We start from the raw sequence: 21387 nt of genomic DNA, 5'->3' as shown, positions 1-21387 counted from the left end.
TCGCGCCGGAGCCCGAAGGTCGGCCCGACCGGTCGTTCCGGTCGCGCCCGTTAAACTCGGGAAGTTTTCACGAAGGCGTCATGAAATTGTGATTGGCGCGTCCCAGGAGTTTTTTCCATGTTCGGCAAGCTGCTGCCCCGAGAGGGCAATTTTTTTGAAATGTTCAACCAGCATGCCGAGCGCATCGTGGAGGCGGCGCGTGCGTTCGAGCAGCTCGTCACCCACTATGCGGACGTGCACCTGCGCGAACAGTACAACCGCGACGTCGACAACGCCGAGCGCGCCGCCGACCGCGTGACGCACGACGTCAACCGCCTGATCCACAAGACCTTCATCACGCCTATCGACCGCGAGCAGATCCACAAGCTCATCAACACGATGGACGACGTGGCCGACCTGATCCAGGACTCGGCCGAGACCATGGCGCTGTACGACGTGCGCCACATGACCGACGAGATCGTGCGCCTCACGGCCCTGAGCGTGAAGTGCTGCGACCGCCTCAAGGACGCCGTGAAGTACCTCGGCAAGATCGCCGACCCGGCCGTGGCCGAGGCCACGCTCAAGACCTGCGAGGAAATCGACCGCCTCGAATCCGACGCCGACCGCGTGATGCGCAGCGCCATGAGCAAGCTGTTCCGCGAAGAGCCGGACGTGCGCGAGGTCATCAAGCTCAAGGCGATCTACGAGCTGCTCGAGACGATCACCGACAAGTGCGAGGACGTGGCCAACGTGATCGAGGGCATCGTCCTCGAGAATTCCTGAGCGGGTAGCAGCCGATGACAACGGTGCAGGTCGCCCTCTGGGTGGTGGTGGTGCTGGTCGCGCTCGCGATCCTGTTCGACTTCATGAACGGCTTCCACGATGCCGCCAATTCGATCGCGACGGTGGTGTCCACCGGCGTGCTGAAGCCGGGGCAGGCCGTGGTGTTCGCGGCTTTCTTCAACCTGATCGCGATCTTCGTCTTCCACCTGAGCGTGGCGGCCACCGTGGGCAAGGGCATCGCCCAGCCCGGCGTGGTCGACGTGCACGTGGTGTTCGGGGCGCTCATCGGCGCCATCAGCTGGAACCTCGTCACCTGGTACTACGGCATCCCGAGCAGCTCGTCGCACGCGCTGATCGGCGGCATCGTGGGCGCCGTGATCGCCAAGACCGGCACCAGCGGCCTCGTGGCCTCCGGCATCTGGAAGACCGTGGCTTTCATCTTCGTGTCGCCGCTGCTGGGCTTCCTGCTGGGCTCGCTGATGATGATCGTGGTGGCCTGGGGCTTCCGGCGTGCCACGCCGTCGCGCGTGGACCGGTGGTTCCGGCGATTGCAACTGGTCTCGGCCGGTGCCTACAGCCTGGGCCACGGCGGCAACGACGCGCAGAAGACCATCGGCATCATCTGGATGCTGCTGATCGCCACCGGCTACGCCTCGGCCAGCGACGCGGTGCCGCCGACCTGGGTCATCGTGAGCTGCTACGCGGCCATTGCGCTGGGCACCATGTTCGGCGGCTGGCGCATCGTGAAGACCATGGGCCAGAAGATCACCAAGCTCAAGCCCGTGGGCGGCTTCTGCGCCGAGACGGGCGGGGCGCTGACCCTGTTCCTGGCCACCGCGCTGGGCATTCCGGTGTCGACCACGCACACCATCACGGGCGCCATCGTCGGCGTCGGTGCCACGCAGCGCGCCAGCGCGGTGCGCTGGGGCGTGGCGGGGAACATCGTCTGGGCCTGGGTCCTGACCATTCCCGCCTCGGCCTTTGTGGCGGCGATGGCTTACTGGTTCAGTTGGCAGATTTTCTGAAAGTCAGAAGCGTCGGCGCCTCGTTCGCAGAGGCTGCCGCGCCCGATCCGGCTACTGTGAAATCTTGCGGCCTTCTTCGATCTGGTGTTCGAAGTAGTGCTGGAAGCTGTACACGATGCTCGCCATCAGGATCGAGCTGCCGAAGAACAGCGATGCCACCACGGCGCCGATCGTGAGCCAGTTGGTCTGGCCCGGCGCGGCGTCGGGCGCTGCGCCAGCGTTGAAGCGGGAATTCCATTTTTCGGGCGTCATCAGGCCGTAGATGATCGCCATCAAGGCGCAGCCCGCGATCGTGAAGCCGAGCAGCGGAATCAGCGCCCAGCTCACGCCGTCGTCCACGCCGTACATGCGCAGGCGCTCGATGCCGTAGATGCCCAGCGCGGTGGGAATGGGCAGCAGCCAGCCGAGCCAGTCGCCCATGCCGCGCAGGTAGAAGCGGTGCAGGCCCAGCGGGCCTCCGAGGAAAGAGAGCCAGGCGGCGACGGTCTTGCTTTTCATTTTCTTCATCACATCATTCGGGTTTGGTGCGGCTGCCTTCGCCGAGTACTTTTTCCATCAGGACCACGTCGCGCCAGGCGTCGAACTTCCAGCCGCAGTCTTTCAGCACGCCCACGTGCGTGAAGCCCTGGCTGCGGTGCACGCCGACCGAGCCGGCGTTGGCCGAGTCGCCGATCACCGCGATCAGCTTGCGCACGCCGACCGCTTCGGCCGCCTGCGAAAGCGCCGCCAGCAGCTGTGCGCCCACGCCCTTGCCGCGCGCGGCCTCGGACATGTAGATCGAGTCTTCGGCCGAAAACCGGTAGGCCGGGCGGGGCTTGAACCAGTTGCAGTAGGCAAAACCCAACACTTCGCCGTTTTCTTCGGCCACGAGGTAGGGCAGGTTCTTGCCCAGCACGTCGGCGCGCCGGGCGGCCATGTCGGCCTCGGACGGAGGCTCGGTTTCGAAGGTGCCGGTGCCGTGCAGCACGTGGTGGGCATAGATGGCCGTGATGGCTGCGATGTCTTCGTCGCGGCTGGGGCGGAGGGTGAGGGTCATGCGGGTGAGGGCGGCGGCGCGGGGCCGGAATTCGGAGAAAAACCCGGGTCGGGCTATAATCGTGGGCTTTTCAGCGTGCGCTGGCCGGGTGGCCATGTCGCGTGTCTCGACGCTGGAAGAACATCGTGAGCGGGCCTCTTTCTATTTGAACTGGCTCGCTGACCACCCAAGGATAAATCATGGTCGTCATTCGACTCTCCCGCGGCGGCTCCAAAGGCCGTCCGTTCTTCAACATCGTCGTGTCGGACAAGCGCGTTCGCCGCGATGGCCGTTTCATCGAGCGCCTGGGTTTCTACAACCCGACCGCCAAGGAAAACGAAGAAAGCATCCGCATCGCCCAGGACCGCCTCGCGTACTGGAAGAGCGTCGGTGCCCAGGCTTCGCCCACGGTGCTGCGCCTGATCAAGCAAGCCGCTGCCGCGGCCCCCAAGGCGGCCGCCTAAGCCGCCCGCACGGCGATGCTGCCCACACTCGAAGCCGCCGAACTGCCGGCGGATGCGATCGAGGTCGGACGCATCGCCGATGCCTGGGGCATCAAGGGCTGGTTCAAGGTCCTGCCCCACAGCGCCCAGCCCGAGGCGCTTTTTTCTTCCAAGCGCTGGTTCCTGCAGGCTCCCGGAGCCTCCACGCCCGCCGCTTTCCGGCTCGCGGTCCGCGAAGCCAAAGAACATTCCGACTGCATCGTCGCCTCGTCCGAGGATGTGCCTGACCGCAATGCGGCCGAGGCCCTGCGCGGCGCGCGCGTGTTCGTGCCGCGCTCGAGCTTCCCGACCGCCGGCGACGACGAGTACTACTGGGTCGACCTGATCGGCCTGTCGGTCGTCAACCGCGAAGGCGTCGTGCTCGGCACGGTGCGCGAACTGCTGGCCACCGGCCCGCAGACCACGCTGGTGCTGACGGCCGAAGAAGACGGCAAGACCATCGAGCGCATGGTGCCGTTCGTCTCGGTCTTCGTCGACAAGGTCGACCTGCCCGGCCGCCTCATCACGGTCGACTGGCAACCCGATTTCTGACCCGGGCCGCGCGCGCATGCGCTTCGACGTCCTCACGCTCTTTCCCGAACTGTTCGCGCCCTTCATGGCCAGCGGCGTGACGCGCCGCGCCTACGAATCGAAGCAGGTCGAGGTCGTGCTGTGGAATCCGCGCGATTTCGCCCAGGGCAACTACAAGCGCGTGGACGACCGGCCGTTCGGCGGCGGGCCCGGCATGGTGATGATGGCCGAGCCCCTGGTGGCCTGCCTCGATGCCGCGCTGGCGGCCCGTGGCGCACCGGCGCCGGTGGTGCTGTTCTCTCCCATCGGCGAGGCGCTGCGCCACGAGGCCGTCGAGCACTGGTCGGCGAGCGAGGGTGCGGTGCTGGTCTGCGGACGCTACGAAGGCATCGACCAGCGCTTCATCGACGCGCGCGTCACGCACCAGGTCAGCCTCGGCGACTTCGTGCTGTCGGGCGGCGAGATTGCGGCGATGGCGCTGCTCGACGCCGTGGCCCGCCTACAGCCCGGCGTGCTGGGCGACGAGGCCAGCCATGTGCAGGACAGCTTCAACCCGGCGCTCGACGGTCTGCTCGACTGCCCGCACTACACCCGGCCCGAGCAGTGGAACGGGCAGGGTGTTCCGGCGCCGCTGCTCTCGGGCCACCATGCGCAGATCGAGCGCTGGCGGCGCGACCAGCGCCTGGCCATCACGGCCGCGCGGCGCCCCGAGCTGATCGATGCCGCACGGGCGGCAGGCAAGCTCAACAAGGCCGATGAGGCCGCGCTGAAAAAAAAGCTATAATCCGCGGTTCCCCGATCCTCTGTCCGGCCGCGCCCGGTTTTCTGGCGGTTCTTCCGCCAAAGCCCACGGCGCCTTTAGTGCAGCCCGAAACGATCGATATCCAGGAAATCATGAACCTCATCCAGACCCTCGAGCAGGAAGAAATTTCCCGTCTCGGCAAGACCATCCCCGATTTCATGCCCGGTGACACGGTCATCGTCAGCGTGAACGTCGTCGAAGGCAGCCGCAAGCGCGTGCAGGCCTACGAAGGCGTCGTGATCGCCAAGCGCAACCGTGGCCTCAACAGCGGCTTCACCGTGCGCAAGATCTCCAGCGGCGAAGGCGTGGAGCGTACGTTCCAGACCTACAGCCCGCTGATCGCCGGCATCGAAGTCAAGCGCCGCGGCGACGTGCGCCGTGCCAAGCTGTACTACCTGCGTGAGCGCAGCGGTCGTTCGGCACGTATCAAGGAAAAGCTGCCGGGCAAGTCGCAGAAGGCTGCGTCGGCCGCTTAATCAGCCGCCGTCCTTTCTGCTCAAAAAGCCGCCGCTCTGGCGGCTTTTTGCGTTGGCGCTGCGCTTCAAGACAGTTTTCCATTTTTACGCTCTACTCCTTTCATCCCGCCACAGGCCGCATCCTCTCTTGACCTCCTCCACTTCCGCCCCCACGTCCTCCGCCGTCGTCGAACCCGTCAATGCCGTGGTGCCGCCCGCGTTGCTGCAGATCGACCCGCGCCAGGCGCCTTTCGTGGACGGAAGCGACGGTCTGCCGGCGGTGGCCCCGGCGCAGCTGACAGCAACGGCCCTGCGCGCGCGCTTTGCCTCGCCGCCCGTGTGGACGCCCGAACTGCGCCGCGAGCCCCGCATGACCGACCGGGTGCCGGCCCAGGCCGCCGTGCTGGTGCCGATCGTGCAGCGCCCGCAAGGCGCGACCGTGCTGCTCACCGAGCGCACCACGCACCTGTCGACCCATTCGGGGCAGGTGGCCTTTCCCGGCGGGCGCGTCGACCCCGAGGACGCCAACATCCAGGCCGCCGCGCTGCGCGAAGCCTGGGAAGAGGTGGGCCTGTCGGCGCAGTTCATCGAGGTGCTCGGCACCTTGCCGACCTACACGACCGTCACTTCGTTCGTCGTGACCCCGGTGGTCGCGCTGGTGCAGCCCGACTTCGTGCTGGACATCAATCCATTCGAGGTGGCCGAGGCCTTCGAGGTGCCGCTGGCCTGGCTGATGGACCCGGCCAACCACCGCCGCCACGCGGTCAGCGCCACCGATGGGGTCCGGCGCGAGTGGTACTCGATGCCGTACGTCGACGGGCCGCACGAGCGCTTCGTCTGGGGCGCCACCGCGGGCATGCTGCGCAACCTCTACCGCTTCCTCGCCGCCTGAGCCGGATCGGGCGCCACCTGGGGCCAAAACCTTCAGGTGCTCTCGCTATCATCGAAGGATGAGCTTCTTTGCCATCCTGTGCGCGTTGCTGATCGAGCAGGTGCGGCCGCTGGGCCCGCACAACCCCGTGTACGGCGGCGTCCTGGCGTGGACGCGCTGGACCAGCCGCAACTTCGATGCGGGCAAGCCGCACCACGGATGGATCGCCTGGGGGCTCGCGGTGTTCGTGCCCACGCTGCTGTCGCTGGGCGTGCACTGGCTGCTGGTGCTCACACTGGGCCTGCCGTTCGCCGTGCTGTGGAGCGTCGCGGTGCTCTACATGACGCTGGGCTTTCGCCAGTTCAGCCATCACTTCACCGACATCCGCGATGCGCTCGACGAGGGCGACGAGCCGCTCGCGCGCTCGCTGCTGGCGCACTGGCAGGGCGTCGATGCCGCCGAGCTGCCGCGCAGCGAAATCGTGCGCCATGTGATCGAGCATTCGGTCATTGCGGCGCACCGCCATGTCTTCGGCGTGCTGGCCTGGTTCTCGGTGCTCGCAGCTCTCGGCCTGGGGCCGGCGGGCGCGGTGTTCTATCGCATGAGCGAGTTCGTCGCGCGCTACTGGGCCCACAAGAACGGCGCGCCGGTGCAGCCTTCGAGCGTGGCGGTGCAGGACGCGGCCGAGCGCGCCTGGCATGCCGTCGATTGGCTGCCCGCGCGCATCACCGCGCTCGGCTTCGCCGTGGTCGGCAGCTTCGAAGAGGCCATCGACTGCTGGCGCAACGATGCGCGGCGCTTCCCCAACGAGAACGACGGCGTGATCCTCGCAGCCACGTCCGGCGCGGTGAACGTGCGCCTGGGCGGCGGCTCGCTGAGCCCGATCCCGGTGGCCGATCCGCTGCCGCGCGCGCAGGCCGGCGAGTCGCCGAGCGTCGGGCGGCGCCTGGACAGTGGCAGCACGCCGGGGCGCGAGCCCGAGCCCGGCCACCTGCGCAGCGTGGTCGGCCTGGTCTGGCGCTCGGTCGTGATGTGGATGGTGCTGCTGGCCTTGCTCACGCTCGCGCGCTTGCTCGGCTGACCCCATGACCACCCCGTCCGCACCGGCCTTCTGGAGCCCGCGCATCGGCGCGCTCGAGCCCTACGTGCCCGGCGAGCAGCCGCGCATCGCCAACCTCGTCAAGCTCAACACCAACGAGAACCCGTACCCGCCGTCGCCGGACGCCATTGCGGCGATCCAGCGCGCGGCCGCCGACGGCCTGGAGCGCTACCCCGACCCCACGTCGCTCGCGCTGCGCGAAGCCGTGGCGCGCCGCCACGGCCTGCAGGTGGGCGAAGTGTTCGCGGGCAACGGCTCGGACGAAGTGCTCGCGCACGCGTTCTTCGCCTTCTTCCAGCAGGCGCAACCGCTGCTGATGCCTGACGTGAGCTACAGCTTCTACAAGGTCTATGCCCAGCTCTACGGCATCGCCTGCGAGCAGCTGCCGGTCGATGACGGCCTGCGCATCGACATCGATGCGTTCGCGGCGCGCGCACGGCAGGGCTGCGGCGGCATCGTCATCGCCAACCCGAACGCGCCGACCGGCATTGGCCAACCGCTGGCGCGCATCGAGCAGCTTCTTGCTGCGTGTCCCGATCGCGTGGTGCTGGTCGACGAGGCGTATGTCGACTTCGGCGGCGAGAGCGCGCTGTCGCTGATCAGTCGGTATCCGAACCTGCTCGTGGTGCAGACCCTGTCCAAGTCACGCTCGCTGGCCGGCCTGCGTGTCGGTTTCGCCTGCGGGCAGGCGCACCTGATTGATGCGCTCGTGCGGGTCAAGGACAGCTTCAATTCGTACCCCATCGACCGTCTGGCGTCCGCCGGCGCCGTGGCCTCGCTCGACGACGAGGCGTGGTTCCGCAAGACGCGCGACCAGGTCGTCGACACGCGCGAAGGCCTGGCGCTGCAGCTCGAGGACCTGGGCTTCGAGGTGCTGCCGTCGCAGGCCAACTTCGTGTTCGCGCGCCACCCGCAGCGCGATGCGGCCGAGCTGGCCGCCCTGTTGCGCGAGCGCGCGGTGCTGGTGCGGCATTTCAAGCAGCCGCGCATCGCGCAGTACCTGCGCATCAGCATCGGCACGCGGGACCAGTGCAGTGCGCTCGTGCAGTGCCTGCAGGACATCCTGGCCTGACACCCCGAGGCAAGCCCATGTCGACCCTTCACGCCGATCCGCGCGCCGTTGCCTGCACATCGTTCTGGCAAGCCTTGAGCGACAGGCTCGAGAGTCTGCATGCCTTGTCGGGCCACGCGCTGGTAGAGGCGCTGAACGCGCTGCTGCAGCCCTTCTTTCCGAACCTGGCCGCCGAAGTGCTGGGCGATCCGCCGGCTTTCACGCTCGTGCTGACGGCGCACGGCGCCGAAGACGATTTCGAGGACCTCATGGCGCTGGTGCACAGCGCGCCCGCATTGCCGCAGGTCGAGGTGGAGGCCTTCCGGCAGCGCATGCGCGAAGGTTTCAGCATGCGCATGAACGACTTCGAACTGGCCTGCTCGGACGTTCTCGTGAAGCACGAGCCCTACAGGGGGCGGGTGGCGCTGGAGATCGGCTTTGCCAAGCCCATTCCGATGGACATGCAGGACCACGCGCGCCACATGAGCCTGATCATGCTCGACCACATCCTGGGCGAGTACGACTTCGCGGTGAAGGTCGGGCCGGTCGATCACGTCGAGGCGGATGCGCAAGCGGATTTCGATGGCGTGCCGCTCGACGGCTTCGTGCCTCTGTTCGACGCATGCTGGCGCGAGGATCTGGGCCACACCGGCGTGTTTCCCGCAGGCGAGCATGGCTGGTCCGGCCTGACGGCCACGCGCACCGCCGAGGACGGCAGTGAGGTCGAGGCGGTCGTGATGCGAAACGACGCCGCGACTGCGCTGCTCGGGCGTGCCGACCTGGGGCATCGGCTCTCGGCCGCCGTTCCCGTCGAATCGGGCGAAGAACTGGACGAGGCCCGTGTCTACGAAGACCGGCTGACCGCGCTGCTGCAGACGCACGGCGAAGGCTGCTGCACGCACATCGTGCTGGAGGCGGGCGTCCGCACGGTGCACTTCCATGTGGCCGATCCGCAGGCGGCCATTGCGCACGCGCAATCGGTTCAGGAAGCGCTGGAGTTGCCGGTGACGCTGGCCCTGGCCTTCGACCCGACCTGGAAGTCGTACCGCACCTGGCTGGCCTGAGCGCGACCAGCCCCTCGGTGCTGCATCAGTAGCGCGTCTGGCTCAGCTCGGCGAACAGCTCGCCGTAGATCTTGTAGCGCGAGGCGCTGATCGGTCCGGGTTGTGTCGCGGTTTCGACGTTCGAGATCACACCGCAGCCGGGTTCGTGCAGGTGGGTGCAGTTGTAGAACTTGCAGTCGCCCGTGTGCTCGGCGATGTCGGGCATGAGGCCGGCGAGCTGCATCGGCTCGATGTGGTTCAGGCCGAATTCCTGGAAGCCCGGCGAGTCGATGAGGCCGGTGGTGCGGGCCTCGTCGATCCAGTACCAGGTGGTGCTGGTGGTCGTGTGCTTGCCCGAGTTGAGGGCTTGCGAAATCTCTTGTGTCAGCACGCTCGCGCCGGGCACCAGCAAGTTGGTGAGCGTGCTCTTGCCCGAGCCCGACGGGCCGAGCACCAGGGTCGACTTGCCCTCCAGCAGTTTCATCAGCGAGGCGTAGTCCGCTTCGCCGGAAGCCTTGAGCGACAGCGGCAGCACGCCGTGGTGCATGCGGCGGTAGGGCGCCAGCTTGGCCCAGGCGCGCGCAAAGGGCTCGACGAGGTCGCTCTTGTTGAGCGCGATGATGGGCGTGATGCGTTGGGCCTCGGCCGCGATCAATGCACGCGCCAACTGGTGTTCGGAGAACTCCGGCTCGGCCGCGATCAGGATCAGCACATGGTCGAGGTTGGCCGCGAACGACTTGGTGCGGATCTCGTCCTGCCGGTAGAAGAGGTTGCGCCGCGGCAGCACCTCTTCGATGGTGCCTTCGTCTTCGGTGGCCTGCCAGCGCACACGGTCGCCGACCACGGCCTGGCTCTTCTTGCCGCGCGGGTGGCAGATCAGCCGTTCGCCCGTGGGCGTTTCGACGAGGCAGTGACGCCCGTGGCTGGCGACGACGAGGCCGTCGTGGTGCGCCTTCCCCGTGTTGTGCGCAGCGGGGATGAAGGCGGCGCGGCCCGGCTTAGCCACAGGCGCGTGTCCTCATGCGGCGGGGCTCGCAACCAGTGCGTCGGCCTGCCGAGCGCAATCGAAATCGGTGATCGACAGACCATTCACGTCGTGCGTGTTGAAGCGCACCACGCAGCGGTTGTAGTGCACCGACAGGTCGGGGTGGTGGTCCTGCGTGTGGGCCACCATGGCCAGTGCATTCACGAAGGCGATGGTCTCGAAGTAGTTCGCGAAGGTGAAGGTCTTCTCGATCGCGACATCGGCGCCGTCGCCGGTGAGCTTCCAGCCGTCGAGCTGGGCCAGGCCCGAGACGATCTCGGTGGCGCTCAGGGCCTTGCGGGCCGGGAGGTTTTTCCAGTCCTTGGGTTTGAACATGCTGCTCATGAGGGGCTTCGCTGAAAAGGTGGGTCGAGGGTCACGCCGCGGCCATGCGCGCAAGGCGCTCGGAGGCGGGCGGGTGGGAGTAGTAGAACTTGACGAACACCGGGTCAGGCGTGAGCGTCGAAGCGTTGTCCTGGTAGAGCTTGAGCAGGGCGGCCGACAGGTCGGCGCCGCTGGTCTGCGCCACGGCGTAGGCGTCGGCCTCGAACTCGTGCTTGCGCGACAGGCGCGCCGGCAGCGGGGCGACGAAGAAACTGAACACCGGCACGGCCAGCATGAACAGCAGCAGCGCCAGCGCGTTGTTGGGCGCGGCCGGCGACAGGTTGGGCTGCACGCCCAGGCCGGCATAGAACCAGACCTGCGTCGACACCCAGCCAAGCAACGCGAAACCGGCCAGGCTCAACGCGAACATCGCGATGAGCCGCTTCACGATGTGGCGGTGCTTGAAATGGCCGAGTTCGTGTGCGAGCACGGCCTCGACTTCGCCGGCGTTGAGCTGGCGCAGCAGCGTGTCGTAGAACACCACGCGCTTGCTGGCGCCGAAGCCGGTGAAGTAAGCATTGGCGTGCGCGCTGCGCGTGCTGCCGTCCATCACGAACAGGCCCTTGGCCGCGAAGCCGCAGCGCTTCATGAGCGCCGTGACGCGCGCCTTGAGCGTCGGGTCGTCCAGCGGCTTGAACTTGTTGAACAGCGGCGCGATGAAGGTCGGGTAGATCAGCATCAGCAGCAGGTTGAAGCCCATCCACGCGCCCCAGGCCCAGAGCCACCAGAGCGTGCCGGCCGCGCCCATGAGCCACAGGATGAGCGCCGCGATCGGCAGCCCGATCAGCGCGCCGAGCAGCGTCGACTTGACGGTGTCGGTGAGCCAGAGCTTCCAGGTCATCTTGTTGAAGCCGAAGCGCTCCTCGAGCCGGAAGGTCTGCCACAGCGTGAACGGCAGCTCCAGCAGGCCGCCGATGACGGCAAAGGCCGCCAGCAGCGCCAGTTGCTGCACCATGCCGCCGCCCAGCCACACCAGCAGCAGCTTGTTCAGCAGGTCGAGCCCGCCGAGCAGCGTCCAGCCCAGCAGCAGGGCGGCGCCCCAGGCCATCTCGACGAGCCCGAAGCGCGCCTTGGCGATGGTGTAGTCGGCCGCCTTCTGGTGGGCGGCCAGCGTGATCGTGCTGGCGAAGGCGGCCGGCACGGCGCCGCGGTGACGCGCCACGTGGCGCACCTGGCGGGTGGCCAGCCAGAACTTCACGAGCAGGCCCGCCACGAGCGCCGCCGCGAAGGCAAGGGTGAAGATGAGCGAATAAGACATCATGAAGCGGCGAGTTTAGTCCGCGGCCCATGGGGGTGCAGGCCTTCGACGACAATCCTGCGATGCCCGAATCCCTTGACCCGACGCCCCCCGCAGCCGCCCCCACCCTGAAGAAAAGCGACCAGAACCTGGTCTGGCTCGACTGCGAAATGAGCGGCCTCGACCCCGAGAAAGAGCGCCTGCTCGAGATCGCCGTGGTCGTCACCGGCCCCGACCTCACGCCCCGCATCGACGGCCCCGTGCTCGTCATTCACCAGAGCGACGCCGTGCTCGACGCCATGGACGCCTGGAACAAGGGCACCCACGGCCGCAGCGGCCTGATCGACAAGGTGAAAGCCTCCACGCTGGACGAAGCCGCGGCCGAGCAGCAATTGCTCGAATTCATCGCCAAGTACATCCCCAAGAGCGGCTCGCCCATGTGCGGCAACACCATCGGTCAGGACCGGCGCTTCCTGGTCAAGTTCATGCCCAAGCTCGAGGCGTACTTCCACTACCGCAACCTCGACGTCAGCACCCTCAAGGAACTGGCCAAGCGCTGGAAGCCGGCGGCCTACACCGCCTTCAAGAAGCAGCAGGCGCACACCGCGCTGGCCGACGTGCACGAGTCCATCGAGGAGCTGGCGCACTACCGGGAAACCTTCCTGCGCTTGGTGGATTGACAACAATTAGGTAAAAACCCGAAGCCGTGCCATAATCGCAGGCTTCGCTGATTTGAACGCGTCTTTGGACACAGATCAGCGTCTCTCGCATCTCCCTATCTTGCACACCGCGCCCGATCGCATCCGCTGATCAAAAAGGGCCGCAGCCTCCGACGAAAGCCGGAAGTTGAATGTCGTTGGATGGTTGATGTTTTTAACCACCAACGGGGCGCCGCCTACGGCAGCGCTCGCGTTTGAGATTGATATTCATGACCGACGCTTTTGAAGCGCAGGGCGAACTCGCGCCTGTGCAATCCGCTACCCATAACGAATTCACCGCTGTCGCGGACACCGTGTCCGAGGCTCCGATCCTCGACGCACTGGACGCCGCAGCTCCTGAGGCCGCCGAAGCCGAGGCGCCTGCCGCGCCCAACGGTTTCATCAAGCTGGGCCTTGCCCCCGAACTGATCGCCGCCGTGGCCGACATGGGTTTCACCCAGCCGACCACCGTGCAGGAAAAGGTCGTGCCGATCGCCATGGGCGAAGCCGGTTCGGCCCGCTTCGTCGACCTGATGGTCTCGAGCCAGACCGGCTCGGGCAAGACCGCCGCCTTCCTGCTGCCCGTGCTGCACACGCTGATCAAGCGCCAGGCCGAAGCCGAAGCCGAAGCCAAGGCCGAGTTCCAGCGCCTGGCCGCTGAAGCCGCTGCCCGTGGCGAAGCGCCGCTCAAGAAGCCCAAGCGCAAGGACCCGACCAACGCCCGTCATTTCAAGGCCGCCACCCCCGGCGCCCTGATCCTGTGCCCGACGCGCGAACTCGCGCAGCAGGTTGCACACGACGCCATCGAACTGGTTCGCCATTGCCGCGGCCTGCGCGTTGCCAACGTGGTGGGCGGCATGCCTTACCAGCTGCAGATCGCCAAGCTGCAGAACGCCGACCTCGTGGTTGCCACGCCGGGCCGCCTGCTCGACCTGCAGCGCTCGCAGCAGCTCAAGCTCGACCAGGTCAAGTTCCTGGTCGTCGACGAAGCCGACCGCATGCTCGACCTCGGCTTTGCCGACGATCTGGCTGAAGTCAACCAGCTCACCATCGAGCGCCAGCAGACCATGATGTTCAGCGCTACCTTCGCGCCGCGCATCCAGCAGCTGGCCCAGCGCGTCATGCGCGAGCCGCAGCGCATCACCATCGACAGCCCGCAGGAAAAGCACGCCAACATCAAGCAGTCGCTGTACTGGGCCGACAACAGCCAGCACAAGCGCAAGCTGCTCGACCACTGGCTGCGCGACACCAGCATCAACCAGGCGATCGTGTTCGCCAGCACGCAAGTCGAATGCGACGGCCTCGCCAACGACCTGCAGCAAGAAGGCTTCAGCGCTGTCGCGCTGCACGGCGCCCTGAGCCAGGGCCTGCGCAACCGCCGCCTGATGGCACTGCGCCAGGGCCAGGTGCAGATCCTGGTGGCCACCGACGTTGCCGCCCGCGGCATCGACGTGCCGACCATCACCCACGTCTTCAACTTCGGCCTGCCGATGAAGGCCGAGGACTACACCCACCGCATCGGCCGCACCGGCCGTGCCGGCCGCGATGGCCTGGCCATCACGTTCGCCGAGTTCCGCGATCGCCGCAAGATCATGGACATCGAGCACTACAGCCGCCAGCAGTTCAAGGCGGAAGTGGTGGCCGGCCTCGAGCCGCAACAGCGCATGCCGCAATCGCGTCCCCCGATGGGCGAGTACCGCGGCGGCCGCGGCGACAACTTCTCGCGCGATCGCAAGTTCGGCAACGGCGGTGCGGGCGGCGGCGGTGGCTACCGCGGCAACAACAACGGTGGCGGCTATGCCGGCGCCAGCGGCTTCAACGACCGCAATTCGCGCGGCCCGGCCCAGGGCCAAGGCCCGCGCGGCTTCCAGGGCGGCCAGAACGCCGGCTTCGGCGGCGGCCGTGACGAAGGCGGCAACGGCGGCGGCTACGGTCGCAAGCCGGGTTGGGGCGACAGCGCCCCGCGCGGCGGCCACGGCCATGGCGGCGGTCGCGGCGACGGCGGTTTCGCACCCCGTGAAGGCTTTGCACCCCGCGAAGGTTTCGCACCGCGCGGCAACGGCGCCGGCCACGGTGGCCCGGGCAAGGTGTTCGTGCCCCGCGACGCGCAAAAGCGCGCGTTCAAGCCCAGCCGCTGATCGCCCCCGCAAGCGGCCCTGAAAAGGGCCGCTTCCCCCTCAAAAGCCCGCGCTTCTCACGAACGCGGGCTTTTTCGTTGTCGGGTTTCCGAGCAGTCCGACGCCCATGAAGTTGGTTGACACCTGAATCGATGAAAAGTAATGTAATAGCGCATTGCTTCTCCCCGGTCCGTTCGCGGCTGCCGGTTCATCGACACCTGTTCTCGACTTTCGATCATGAAAATTGCGATTCTTGGGGGTGGCCACGGCGCCTATGCGGCTGCCGCGGACCTGTCTGAAACCGGCCATGAAGTGCGCCTGTGGCGCCGCGACGCCGCCGCGCTCGAACCCGTGGTGCAGGCCGGCGCGATCACGCTGAAGGACGCTGCCGGGGCGCGCGAGGTGCCCATCGCGCTGGCCACCGCCGACATCGGCGCCGCGCTGAAGGGCGCCGAACTCATCGTCATTCCCACGCCCGCCATCGCCCAGCACGACATCGCGCTGGCCATGGCGCCGCACCTGGTCGACGGCCAGGTCGTGTTCCTCCCGCCGGGCACCTTCGGCAGCTACGTGATGGCGCAGGTGGTGAAGGCCGCCGGCAACCGCGCCGACGTGGCCTGGGCCGAGACCGGCACCTTGCCGTACCTTGCGCGCAAGCACGGCGAGCGCGAAGTCAACGTCACCATCCGCGCGATCCGCCTGCCCACCGGCGTCTACCCGGCGCGCAAGGAGGCGCAGGCGATCGAGGTGATCCGCCGCGCCTACCCGGCCGTGCACGGCTGCGGCGACGCGCTCTCGGGCGCGCTGATGAACGCCGGCCCCGTCATCCACCCGCCGCTGATGGTGATGAACGCCGCGCCGCTGCAGCACTTCGAGCGCTGGGACATCCACAACGAAGGCACGCAGCGCGCCGTGCGCGACGTGACCGACCGGCTCGACCGCGAGCGCATGGCCGTGCGTGAGGCCTTCGGGCTGGGCGCGCCGCACTATCCGCTGGCCGACCACTACAACAACGACCAGTGGATGTACGGCGATGCGCACAAGCAGCTCGTCAAGTCGGGCGACTGGCGCGAGAACATCGACCTGCACACGCACCGCTACATCACCGAAGACACCGAGCTCGGCCTGGCCTTCCTGGCTTCTGCTGCGCGCCATGCGGGCGTGGATGCACCCATCGCGCACGGCCTGCTGGCCATCGTCGGCGGCTTCCTCGGGCGCGACCTGCGCCAGGGCCCGCGCACCTTCGAAAGCCTGGGCCTGGCCGGCCTGAGCGCAGCCCAGCTCAAGCAGAGGCTGCACGATGGCGAATGAGCCCGCGCCGCCGCGCTTCGCCGCCGTGGGCGCCGGCCGCATGGGGCGCGGCATCGCCATCGCGTTCGCCTATGCGGGCCACCGCATCGCGCTGATCGACCTGCGCCCGCGCACGCCCGAGGCCTGGCAGCGGCTGCGCGACGAGGCGCAGGCGGAAATCGTGGCGAGCCTTTCGGGCCTTGCGCAGCTCGGCGTGATCGATGCCTCGCAGGTCGAGCGCATCGCCGCGCGCGTGGACTTCGTGAACGCAGCGGACGCACCGCGCGCATTGGCCGCCGCCGAGCTGGTGTTCGAAGGCGTGCCCGAAACCATGGACGCCAAGCGCGAGGCCTTCGAGCAGCTCAACCGCCATTGCCGCGACGACGCGATCCTCACCTCGACCACCAGCAGCATCCTCGTGACGCAGCTGGCCGCGCTGGTGCGCCGGCCCGAGCGCTTCCTGAACATGCACTGGCTCAACCCGGCCTACGTGATCCCCGTGGTCGAGCTGAGCTGCCACCCCGGCACAGACGCCGGCGTGCTCGCACGCACCAAGGCATTGATGGAGGCCATCGGCAAGCTGCCCGTGGTCTGCGGCGCCTCGCCCGGCTACATCGTGCCGCGCCTGCAGGCGCTCGTGATGAACGAGGCGGCCCGCATGATCGAAGAAGGCGCTGCCACAGCGGAAGAAATCGACAAGGCCACGCGCTACGGCCTGGGGCTGCGCTTCGCGGCGCTCGGCGTGGTCGAGTTCATCGACTTCGGCGGCTGCGACATCCTGCATCACGCGAGCCGCGAGATGTCGGCCTCGCTCGATGCGGGCCGCTACACCGCGCCGGCCATCGTCGGGCGCATGGTCGAGGAAGGGCGGCTGGGCCTGAAGAGCGGCAGCGGCTTCTACGACTACGCGGGCCGCGACACCGCCGCCTATCGGCGCGACGTGCTCTCGCGCACGCTCGGCGAACTCAAGCACGCGGGCCTGTGGCGCGCACCGGCCGACGAGACGCTGTCATGACGATCCGCCGCGCCTTCGCCGACCTGTCGGTGGGGCAGGTGCACCACGCCGTGTGCGGCGATGCGCAAGCGCCGACCGTGCTGCTGCTGCACCAGTCGCCGCGCAGCTGGGCCGAGTACCGCGAGGTGCTGCCGCTGATCGCCGGCGCGGGCTACCGCGTCATCGCCATGGACACGGCGGGCTTCGGCGACTCGGCCGACGGCGGCGTGCCGGCAAGCATCGCGCAGTGGGCGCGCGTGGCGTGCGAGCTGCTCGACGCGCTCGGCATCGCGCAGGCCGACGTGGTGGGGCACCACACCGGCGGCGTGATCGCGATCGAGCTGGCCGCGGCGTTTCCCGAGCGCGTGCGCAGCCTCGTGCTCTCGTCCACGCCGTACACCGACGAGGTGTTTCGCCGCGCCCGCGCGCAGCGTCCGCCCATCGACGAAGTGGCGCCGAGCGACGACGGCAGCCACCTCGCCGCGCTGTGGCAGAAGCGGCAGGCCTTCTATCCGCCGGGGCGGCCCGACCTGCTCGAGGCCTTCGTGCGCGATGCGATGAAGGTCGGCCACCGCGTGGAAGAAGGGCACCGCGCCGTGGCCTCGTACCGCATGGAAGAGCGCATCGGCCGCGTGACGCAGCCGACGCTCATCGTGCGCGCCACGCTCGACCCGTTTGCCGCACCGCATGCGGCAGAGCTGCAGCATCACCTGCCGCAGGCGCGCATCGTCGACATCGACGGCGGCATGGTGCCCTTGCCCGACCAGATGCCCGAGGCCTTCGCGCGCACGGTGCTCGACTTTCTGGCGACACGGCCATGAAGGCCGTTCGCATCCATGGCTTCGATGCGGTGCCGGTGCTCGAAGACGTGGCCGACCCCGTGGCGCGACCCGGCCGCACCCTCGTGCGCATGCAAGCCGCCACCGTCGGCCACATCGATCGCACCGTGTGGCAAGGCCGCTTCCTGCGGCATCCGCCGCTGCCGTACACGCCGGGCGTGGAGGCTGCGGGCGTTGTGGTCGCGAGCGAGCGATATGCAGAGGGACAACGCGTGTGGTTGCGTGGCAGTGGTTTGGGCACGCTGTTCGACGGCACCTGGTGCGAGCTGATCGATGCGCCCGACGATGCACTCGGCGTGTTGCCCGATGCGGTGCCGATGGCACTCGGTGCGGCGTTCTTCTCGCCCACGACATCGGCCTGGGTCGCCTTGCATGACGTCGCCCGATTGCAGTCTGGAGAGCAAGTGTTGGTGACGGGCGCAGGCGGCGCGGTGGGTTCTCTGGTGATGCAGCTGGCACGCGATGCAGGCTGCACCGCAACGCCGGTCGATCCAAAGGCCGCACCGCCTGAAGTCGCCAGCGCCGACCTGCTCATCGACACCGTCGGCGGTGACGTGCTCGCCTCCGCCTTGCCTGCCGTGCGCCCCGGCGGTCGCGCCGTGCTGGTCGGCTATACCGCCGGCCCGACGCTGCAGCTGGACATCGCGCATTTCCTGCAGCGCGACGTGGCGCTGCTGCCGCTCAACATGTTCAGGCGCGAGGCCACAGGCCGCGCAGCCGCTCCAGAGCTGCTTGCGCGCCTGGCCGACGGCCGTCTGCACCTCGATGTGCAGCCCTTCGCGCTCACCGATGCAGCCCTCGCACTCGACTGGATCGCTCAACGCGGCCATCGCGGCCGCGCGGTACTCGTGCCTTAGTCTTCGTCCGGCACCTCGACCGGCACATGCACATGCAGGTCGATCATCTGCCGCAGCGTCTGCTTGAGCTCCTCGGCGCGTCGCAGGCCGAAGGGTTCGAGCACGCGGCGCTCGTGTTCGCGCGCCAGTTCCATCAGGTGCTCGACCGCCTTCAGCCCCGCGGGCGTGATGCGCACCAGCGTGATGCGGCGATCACTTTCATGGGGCAGGCGTTCGACCTGGCCGCGCGCTTCCATGCGGTCGAGCAGCCGCGTCACCGTCGGCTGCTTGGTCACCGTCACTTGCGCGAGCTGGCCGATGCTGACCGCGTCACTGCCCGCCAGCGACGCCATCACGCGCCACTCCGACACCGAAAAACCCTGCTGCCGCGCCACCTCGTGGAACTCCGAAGAGATCAGCTGGCTGGCCTGCGCAAGCAGCGCGGGCAGGTAGTCATCGACGAAGCGATGCGTTTCCTTGGATGGTTCAGACATGAAGGCGCCTCCTGTTTGCCGCAGGCATGCGGATTGCATGGCTAGGGTAATTCATGATTGTGGATACATTCATTTCTAAACATTATAGGAACCGTGATGTGACCCCGGGGCCGCATCCTCCCACGAGAAAGAAGAAGGACATCCATGGCTGAGCGTTCGTTCGTCGAAGAAGTCAAGAAGCTGAGACTTACTGGTGGAGAAGTGTTCCGCGGCGAAGGCATTCTGGCCGTCACCAAGGCCCTGCTGGAGTCGGGCGTTTCGTATGTGGCGGGCTACCAGGGCGCGCCCATCTCGCACCTGATGGACGTGCTGGCCGACGCGCAGGACATCCTGGCCGACCACGGCATCCGCTTCGAGAACAGCGCCAGCGAAGCCACTGCTGCCGCCACGCTGGCCGCCTCCGTCAACTACCCGCTGCGCGGCGCCGTCACCTTCAAGGCGACCGTGGGCACCAACGTGGCGTCCGATGCGTTGGCCAACCTGGCCTCGGGCGGCGTCACCGGCGGCGCGCTCATCATCGTGGGCGAGGACTACGGCGAAGGCTCGTCGATCATGCAGGAACGCAGCCATGCGTTCGCCATGAAGTCGCAGATCTGGCTGCTCGATCCGCGGCCCAACCTGCCGAGCATCGTCGATGCGGTGAAGCAGGGCTTCGATCTCTCCGAAGCCAGCAACACGCCCGTGATGCTGCAGCTGCGCATCCGCGCCTGCCACGTGCACGGCCACTTCATCGCCGGGGACAACAAGCGCGCCAAGTTCACACTGAAGGACGCGCTGGAGAACCCGCAGCGCGACGTCAGCCGCATCGTGCTGCCGCCCGCGAGCTTCGTGCACGAACAAGAGAAGGTGAAAGACCGCTGGCCCGCCGCCGTGCGCTTCATCGAGGAGCGCCAGCTCAACGAGTTCTTCTCGGCCGATGCCGACGACATCGGCATCATCGTGCAGGGCGGCAGCTACAACACGCTGCTGCGTGCGCTCGAACGCCTGGGCCTGGCCGACGTCTATGGCGAGACCCGCGTGCCGCTGTATGTGATGAACGTGGCCTATCCCGTCATCGAGAGCGAAGTCATCCGCTTCTGCGAAGGCAAGCGCGCGGTGCTCATCGTGGAAGAAGGCCAGCCCAACTTCGTCGAGCAGAACCTCGCCACCATCCTGCGCCAGGCCGGCTCCACCACCGCGCTGCACGGCAAGGACATGCTGCCCGTGGCTGGCGAGTACACGACGCTCGAACTGCTCAAGGGCACGCGCACCTTCTGCGAGCGCTACGAACGCCTTGCGCCACTGCCCGTGCCCGCACCGGTGCGCAAGGTGATTCCGCTGAAGGAAGTGGCGGCCATCGGCGTCGACGATGCGCCCGAACCCGCGCTGCCGTCGTCGGCGCTCGGCGACGTGGTCCATTCGCGTCCACCGGGCTTTTGCACCGGCTGCCCCGAACGCCCCATCTTCAGCGCCATGAAGCTGGTCGAGCGCGAACTCGGTGCGCATCACGTGAGCGCCGACATCGGCTGCCACCTGTTCTCGATCCTGCCGCCTTTCAACATCGGCAACACGACGATGGGCTACGGCCTCGGCGGTGCGGGCGCGTCGGCACTCAACGCACCGGCGGGCAAGCGCGCGATCTCGATGATGGGCGACGGCGGTTTCTGGCACAACGGCCTGACGAGCGGCGTGGCCAACGCGGTCTTCAACAAGAGCGACAACCTCACCATCATCGTCGACAACAACTACACCTCGGCCACGGGCGGGCAGGACATCCTCTCGTCGACCGCCGTCAACAAGACGCGCAGCACCGGCCACGAGATCGAGCGCGCCGTACGCGGCGTGGGTGTCGAATGGGTGAAGACCATGCGCCGCACCTATGACGTCGCCGGCATGCGCGACGCGCTGAAAGACGCACTCACCACCACGAAGAAGGGCCCCAAGGTCCTCATCGCGCAATCGGAGTGCATGCTCAACAAGCAGCGGCGCGAGAAACCGCTGGTGCGCAAGGCCATCGCCGACGGCAAGCGCATGGTGCGCGACAAGTTCGGCGTCGATGCCGACACCTGCACGGGCGACCACTCGTGCATCCGCCTGTCGGGCTGCCCGTCGCTCTCGATCAAGCCCAACCCCGACCCGCTGCGCGTCGACCCCGTCGCCACCGTGCTCGACAGCTGCGTGGGCTGCGGCAACTGCGGCGACGTCTCGCATGCCGCCGTGCTGTGCCCCTCGTTCTACAAGGCCCAGGTCGTGAGCAACCCGACCGCCTGGGACCGCTTCCGCCAGCGTGTGCGCACCGCCGTCATCGGCTGGATGCAGCGCGGCGACGCGCGCCGCCGTGACGCCTATGCCTTCTGAC

Annotated in this window: 23 protein-coding genes; 17 read left to right on the top strand and 6 right to left on the bottom strand. The window is 67.7% G+C overall.

Features of this window, described 5'->3' with window-relative positions:
• Positions 1-117: 117 nt before the first annotated feature.
• Entirely contained in the window at positions 118-762 is a 645-nt protein-coding gene (locus VBO01S_RS13890) for a DUF47 domain-containing protein (protein WP_056571891.1), read from the top strand.
• A gap of 14 nt (positions 763-776) precedes the next feature.
• On the top strand, positions 777-1787 hold the full coding sequence (locus VBO01S_RS13885; RefSeq protein ID WP_062475084.1) for an inorganic phosphate transporter: 1011 nt from the start codon (positions 777-779) through the stop codon (positions 1785-1787).
• Positions 1788-1838: 51 nt separating this feature from the next.
• Here the strand turns inward: VBO01S_RS13885 and VBO01S_RS13880 are convergent, their stop codons facing one another.
• Both VBO01S_RS13880 and VBO01S_RS13875 read right to left on the bottom strand, forming a co-directional pair.
• Positions 1839-2285 (bottom strand): TM2 domain-containing protein, encoded by a 447-nt coding sequence (locus VBO01S_RS13880; protein ID WP_062475114.1) that lies wholly within the window; start codon positions 2283-2285, stop codon positions 1839-1841.
• A 13-nt stretch (positions 2286-2298) separates the two neighbouring features.
• Entirely contained in the window at positions 2299-2823 is a 525-nt protein-coding gene (locus tag VBO01S_RS13875) for a GNAT family N-acetyltransferase (protein WP_062475081.1), read from the bottom strand.
• Positions 2824-3002: 179 nt separating this feature from the next.
• On the opposite strand from VBO01S_RS13875, the gene rpsP reads away from it, so the two are divergent.
• The 8 genes from rpsP to VBO01S_RS13835 all read left to right on the top strand — a co-directional run bounded on the left by rpsP (position 3003) and on the right by VBO01S_RS13835 (position 9157).
• On the top strand, positions 3003-3266 hold the full coding sequence (gene rpsP, locus VBO01S_RS13870; protein ID WP_007831311.1) for a 30S ribosomal protein S16: 264 nt from the start codon (positions 3003-3005) through the stop codon (positions 3264-3266).
• A gap of 15 nt (positions 3267-3281) precedes the next feature.
• The gene (gene rimM, locus VBO01S_RS13865; RefSeq protein WP_062475078.1) at positions 3282-3836 is read left to right on the top strand and encodes a ribosome maturation factor RimM; all 555 of its coding nucleotides are present in this window, start codon (positions 3282-3284) and stop codon (positions 3834-3836) included.
• 16 nt (positions 3837-3852) lie between these two features.
• Positions 3853-4599 carry a tRNA (guanosine(37)-N1)-methyltransferase TrmD gene (gene trmD / locus VBO01S_RS13860; protein WP_062475075.1) on the top strand — a complete coding sequence of 249 codons (747 nt, stop codon included), beginning with the start codon at positions 3853-3855 and terminating at the stop codon, positions 4597-4599.
• Positions 4600-4709: 110 nt separating this feature from the next.
• A complete protein-coding gene (gene rplS / locus VBO01S_RS13855; protein ID WP_056572437.1) occupies positions 4710-5093 on the top strand; it encodes a 50S ribosomal protein L19 in 384 nt (127 codons plus the stop codon).
• A 127-nt stretch (positions 5094-5220) separates the two neighbouring features.
• The gene (locus VBO01S_RS13850) at positions 5221-5964 is read left to right on the top strand and encodes a CoA pyrophosphatase (RefSeq protein ID WP_174250200.1); all 744 of its coding nucleotides are present in this window, start codon (positions 5221-5223) and stop codon (positions 5962-5964) included.
• A gap of 58 nt (positions 5965-6022) precedes the next feature.
• Positions 6023-7024: a CobD/CbiB family protein gene (locus tag VBO01S_RS13845; RefSeq protein ID WP_062475069.1), complete on the top strand. Its 1002-nt coding sequence runs from the start codon at positions 6023-6025 to the stop codon at positions 7022-7024.
• A 4-nt stretch (positions 7025-7028) separates the two neighbouring features.
• Positions 7029-8114 (top strand): histidinol-phosphate transaminase, encoded by a 1086-nt coding sequence (gene hisC, locus VBO01S_RS13840; protein WP_062475058.1) that lies wholly within the window; start codon positions 7029-7031, stop codon positions 8112-8114.
• Between the two features lie 17 nt (positions 8115-8131).
• Positions 8132-9157: a hypothetical protein gene (locus VBO01S_RS13835; protein ID WP_062475056.1), complete on the top strand. Its 1026-nt coding sequence runs from the start codon at positions 8132-8134 to the stop codon at positions 9155-9157.
• Between the two features lie 25 nt (positions 9158-9182).
• Here the strand turns inward: VBO01S_RS13835 and rsgA are convergent, their stop codons facing one another.
• The 3 genes from rsgA to VBO01S_RS13820 are packed head-to-tail and all read right to left on the bottom strand — an operon-like array spanning position 9183 to position 11802.
• A complete protein-coding gene (gene rsgA, locus VBO01S_RS13830) occupies positions 9183-10142 on the bottom strand; it encodes a ribosome small subunit-dependent GTPase A (protein WP_370681011.1) in 960 nt (319 codons plus the stop codon).
• A 12-nt stretch (positions 10143-10154) separates the two neighbouring features.
• The gene (locus VBO01S_RS13825; protein WP_062475054.1) at positions 10155-10505 is read right to left on the bottom strand and encodes a 4a-hydroxytetrahydrobiopterin dehydratase; all 351 of its coding nucleotides are present in this window, start codon (positions 10503-10505) and stop codon (positions 10155-10157) included.
• Positions 10506-10536: 31 nt separating this feature from the next.
• Positions 10537-11802: a M48 family metallopeptidase gene (locus VBO01S_RS13820; protein ID WP_062475108.1), complete on the bottom strand. Its 1266-nt coding sequence runs from the start codon at positions 11800-11802 to the stop codon at positions 10537-10539.
• A 62-nt stretch (positions 11803-11864) separates the two neighbouring features.
• Here VBO01S_RS13820 and orn point away from each other — a divergent pair, with 62 nt between their 5' ends.
• From orn to VBO01S_RS13790, 6 genes are all read left to right on the top strand, one after another.
• Positions 11865-12461: an oligoribonuclease gene (orn, locus tag VBO01S_RS13815; RefSeq protein WP_062475105.1), complete on the top strand. Its 597-nt coding sequence runs from the start codon at positions 11865-11867 to the stop codon at positions 12459-12461.
• A 248-nt stretch (positions 12462-12709) separates the two neighbouring features.
• Positions 12710-14617: a DEAD/DEAH box helicase gene (locus VBO01S_RS13810; RefSeq protein WP_062475051.1), complete on the top strand. Its 1908-nt coding sequence runs from the start codon at positions 12710-12712 to the stop codon at positions 14615-14617.
• Between the two features lie 216 nt (positions 14618-14833).
• Positions 14834-15907, top strand: coding sequence for an NAD/NADP-dependent octopine/nopaline dehydrogenase family protein (locus tag VBO01S_RS13805; protein ID WP_062475048.1), 1074 nt, complete (start codon positions 14834-14836; stop codon positions 15905-15907).
• Positions 15897-16901, top strand: a complete 1005-nt coding sequence (locus VBO01S_RS13800; protein ID WP_062475044.1) for a 3-hydroxybutyryl-CoA dehydrogenase — start codon at positions 15897-15899, stop codon at positions 16899-16901. Before VBO01S_RS13805 ends, VBO01S_RS13800 begins: the two co-directional genes overlap by 11 nt.
• On the top strand, positions 16898-17701 hold the full coding sequence (locus tag VBO01S_RS13795; protein ID WP_062475041.1) for an alpha/beta fold hydrolase: 804 nt from the start codon (positions 16898-16900) through the stop codon (positions 17699-17701). The genes VBO01S_RS13800 and VBO01S_RS13795 overlap by 4 nt, the downstream gene beginning before the upstream one ends.
• Positions 17698-18576: a quinone oxidoreductase family protein gene (locus tag VBO01S_RS13790; RefSeq protein WP_062475038.1), complete on the top strand. Its 879-nt coding sequence runs from the start codon at positions 17698-17700 to the stop codon at positions 18574-18576. The genes VBO01S_RS13795 and VBO01S_RS13790 overlap by 4 nt, the downstream gene beginning before the upstream one ends.
• Here the strand turns inward: VBO01S_RS13790 and VBO01S_RS13785 are convergent.
• Positions 18573-19049, bottom strand: a complete 477-nt coding sequence (locus VBO01S_RS13785; RefSeq protein WP_062475035.1) for a MarR family winged helix-turn-helix transcriptional regulator — start codon at positions 19047-19049, stop codon at positions 18573-18575. The genes VBO01S_RS13790 and VBO01S_RS13785 overlap by 4 nt on opposite strands.
• A gap of 144 nt (positions 19050-19193) precedes the next feature.
• Between VBO01S_RS13785 and VBO01S_RS13780 the strand changes: the two genes are divergently transcribed.
• Entirely contained in the window at positions 19194-21386 is a 2193-nt protein-coding gene (locus tag VBO01S_RS13780) for a thiamine pyrophosphate-dependent enzyme (RefSeq protein ID WP_062475033.1), read from the top strand.
• Position 21387: the final 1 nt, after the last annotated feature.

Source organism: Variovorax boronicumulans NBRC 103145, from assembly GCF_001591345.1.
Lineage (GTDB): Bacteria > Pseudomonadota > Gammaproteobacteria > Burkholderiales > Burkholderiaceae_C > Variovorax > Variovorax boronicumulans.
This window is presented reverse-complemented; position numbering and strand designations above follow the sequence as displayed.

What these genes read in the sequence shown, in the direction of transcription:
- VBO01S_RS13890 (WP_056571891.1), top strand. Translation starts at nt 118, where the DNA reads ATGTTCGGCAAGCTGCTGCCCCGAGAGGGCAATTTTTTTGAAATGTTC.
- VBO01S_RS13885 (WP_062475084.1), top strand. Translation starts at nt 777, where the DNA reads ATGACAACGGTGCAGGTCGCCCTCTGGGTGGTGGTGGTGCTGGTCGCG.
- VBO01S_RS13880 (WP_062475114.1), bottom strand. Translation starts at nt 2,285, where the DNA reads ATGAAAAGCAAGACCGTCGCCGCCTGGCTCTCTTTCCTCGGAGGCCCG.
- VBO01S_RS13875 (WP_062475081.1), bottom strand. Translation starts at nt 2,823, where the DNA reads ATGACCCTCACCCTCCGCCCCAGCCGCGACGAAGACATCGCAGCCATC.
- rpsP (WP_007831311.1), top strand. Translation starts at nt 3,003, where the DNA reads ATGGTCGTCATTCGACTCTCCCGCGGCGGCTCCAAAGGCCGTCCGTTC.
- rimM (WP_062475078.1), top strand. Translation starts at nt 3,282, where the DNA reads ATGCTGCCCACACTCGAAGCCGCCGAACTGCCGGCGGATGCGATCGAG.
- trmD (WP_062475075.1), top strand. Translation starts at nt 3,853, where the DNA reads ATGCGCTTCGACGTCCTCACGCTCTTTCCCGAACTGTTCGCGCCCTTC.
- rplS (WP_056572437.1), top strand. Translation starts at nt 4,710, where the DNA reads ATGAACCTCATCCAGACCCTCGAGCAGGAAGAAATTTCCCGTCTCGGC.
- VBO01S_RS13845 (WP_062475069.1), top strand. Translation starts at nt 6,023, where the DNA reads ATGAGCTTCTTTGCCATCCTGTGCGCGTTGCTGATCGAGCAGGTGCGG.
- hisC (WP_062475058.1), top strand. Translation starts at nt 7,029, where the DNA reads ATGACCACCCCGTCCGCACCGGCCTTCTGGAGCCCGCGCATCGGCGCG.
- VBO01S_RS13835 (WP_062475056.1), top strand. Translation starts at nt 8,132, where the DNA reads ATGTCGACCCTTCACGCCGATCCGCGCGCCGTTGCCTGCACATCGTTC.
- VBO01S_RS13825 (WP_062475054.1), bottom strand. Translation starts at nt 10,505, where the DNA reads ATGAGCAGCATGTTCAAACCCAAGGACTGGAAAAACCTCCCGGCCCGC.
- VBO01S_RS13820 (WP_062475108.1), bottom strand. Translation starts at nt 11,802, where the DNA reads ATGTCTTATTCGCTCATCTTCACCCTTGCCTTCGCGGCGGCGCTCGTG.
- orn (WP_062475105.1), top strand. Translation starts at nt 11,865, where the DNA reads ATGCCCGAATCCCTTGACCCGACGCCCCCCGCAGCCGCCCCCACCCTG.
- VBO01S_RS13810 (WP_062475051.1), top strand. Translation starts at nt 12,710, where the DNA reads ATGACCGACGCTTTTGAAGCGCAGGGCGAACTCGCGCCTGTGCAATCC.
- VBO01S_RS13805 (WP_062475048.1), top strand. Translation starts at nt 14,834, where the DNA reads ATGAAAATTGCGATTCTTGGGGGTGGCCACGGCGCCTATGCGGCTGCC.
- VBO01S_RS13800 (WP_062475044.1), top strand. Translation starts at nt 15,897, where the DNA reads ATGGCGAATGAGCCCGCGCCGCCGCGCTTCGCCGCCGTGGGCGCCGGC.
- VBO01S_RS13795 (WP_062475041.1), top strand. Translation starts at nt 16,898, where the DNA reads ATGACGATCCGCCGCGCCTTCGCCGACCTGTCGGTGGGGCAGGTGCAC.
- VBO01S_RS13790 (WP_062475038.1), top strand. Translation starts at nt 17,698, where the DNA reads ATGAAGGCCGTTCGCATCCATGGCTTCGATGCGGTGCCGGTGCTCGAA.
- VBO01S_RS13785 (WP_062475035.1), bottom strand. Translation starts at nt 19,049, where the DNA reads ATGTCTGAACCATCCAAGGAAACGCATCGCTTCGTCGATGACTACCTG.
- VBO01S_RS13780 (WP_062475033.1), top strand. Translation starts at nt 19,194, where the DNA reads ATGGCTGAGCGTTCGTTCGTCGAAGAAGTCAAGAAGCTGAGACTTACT.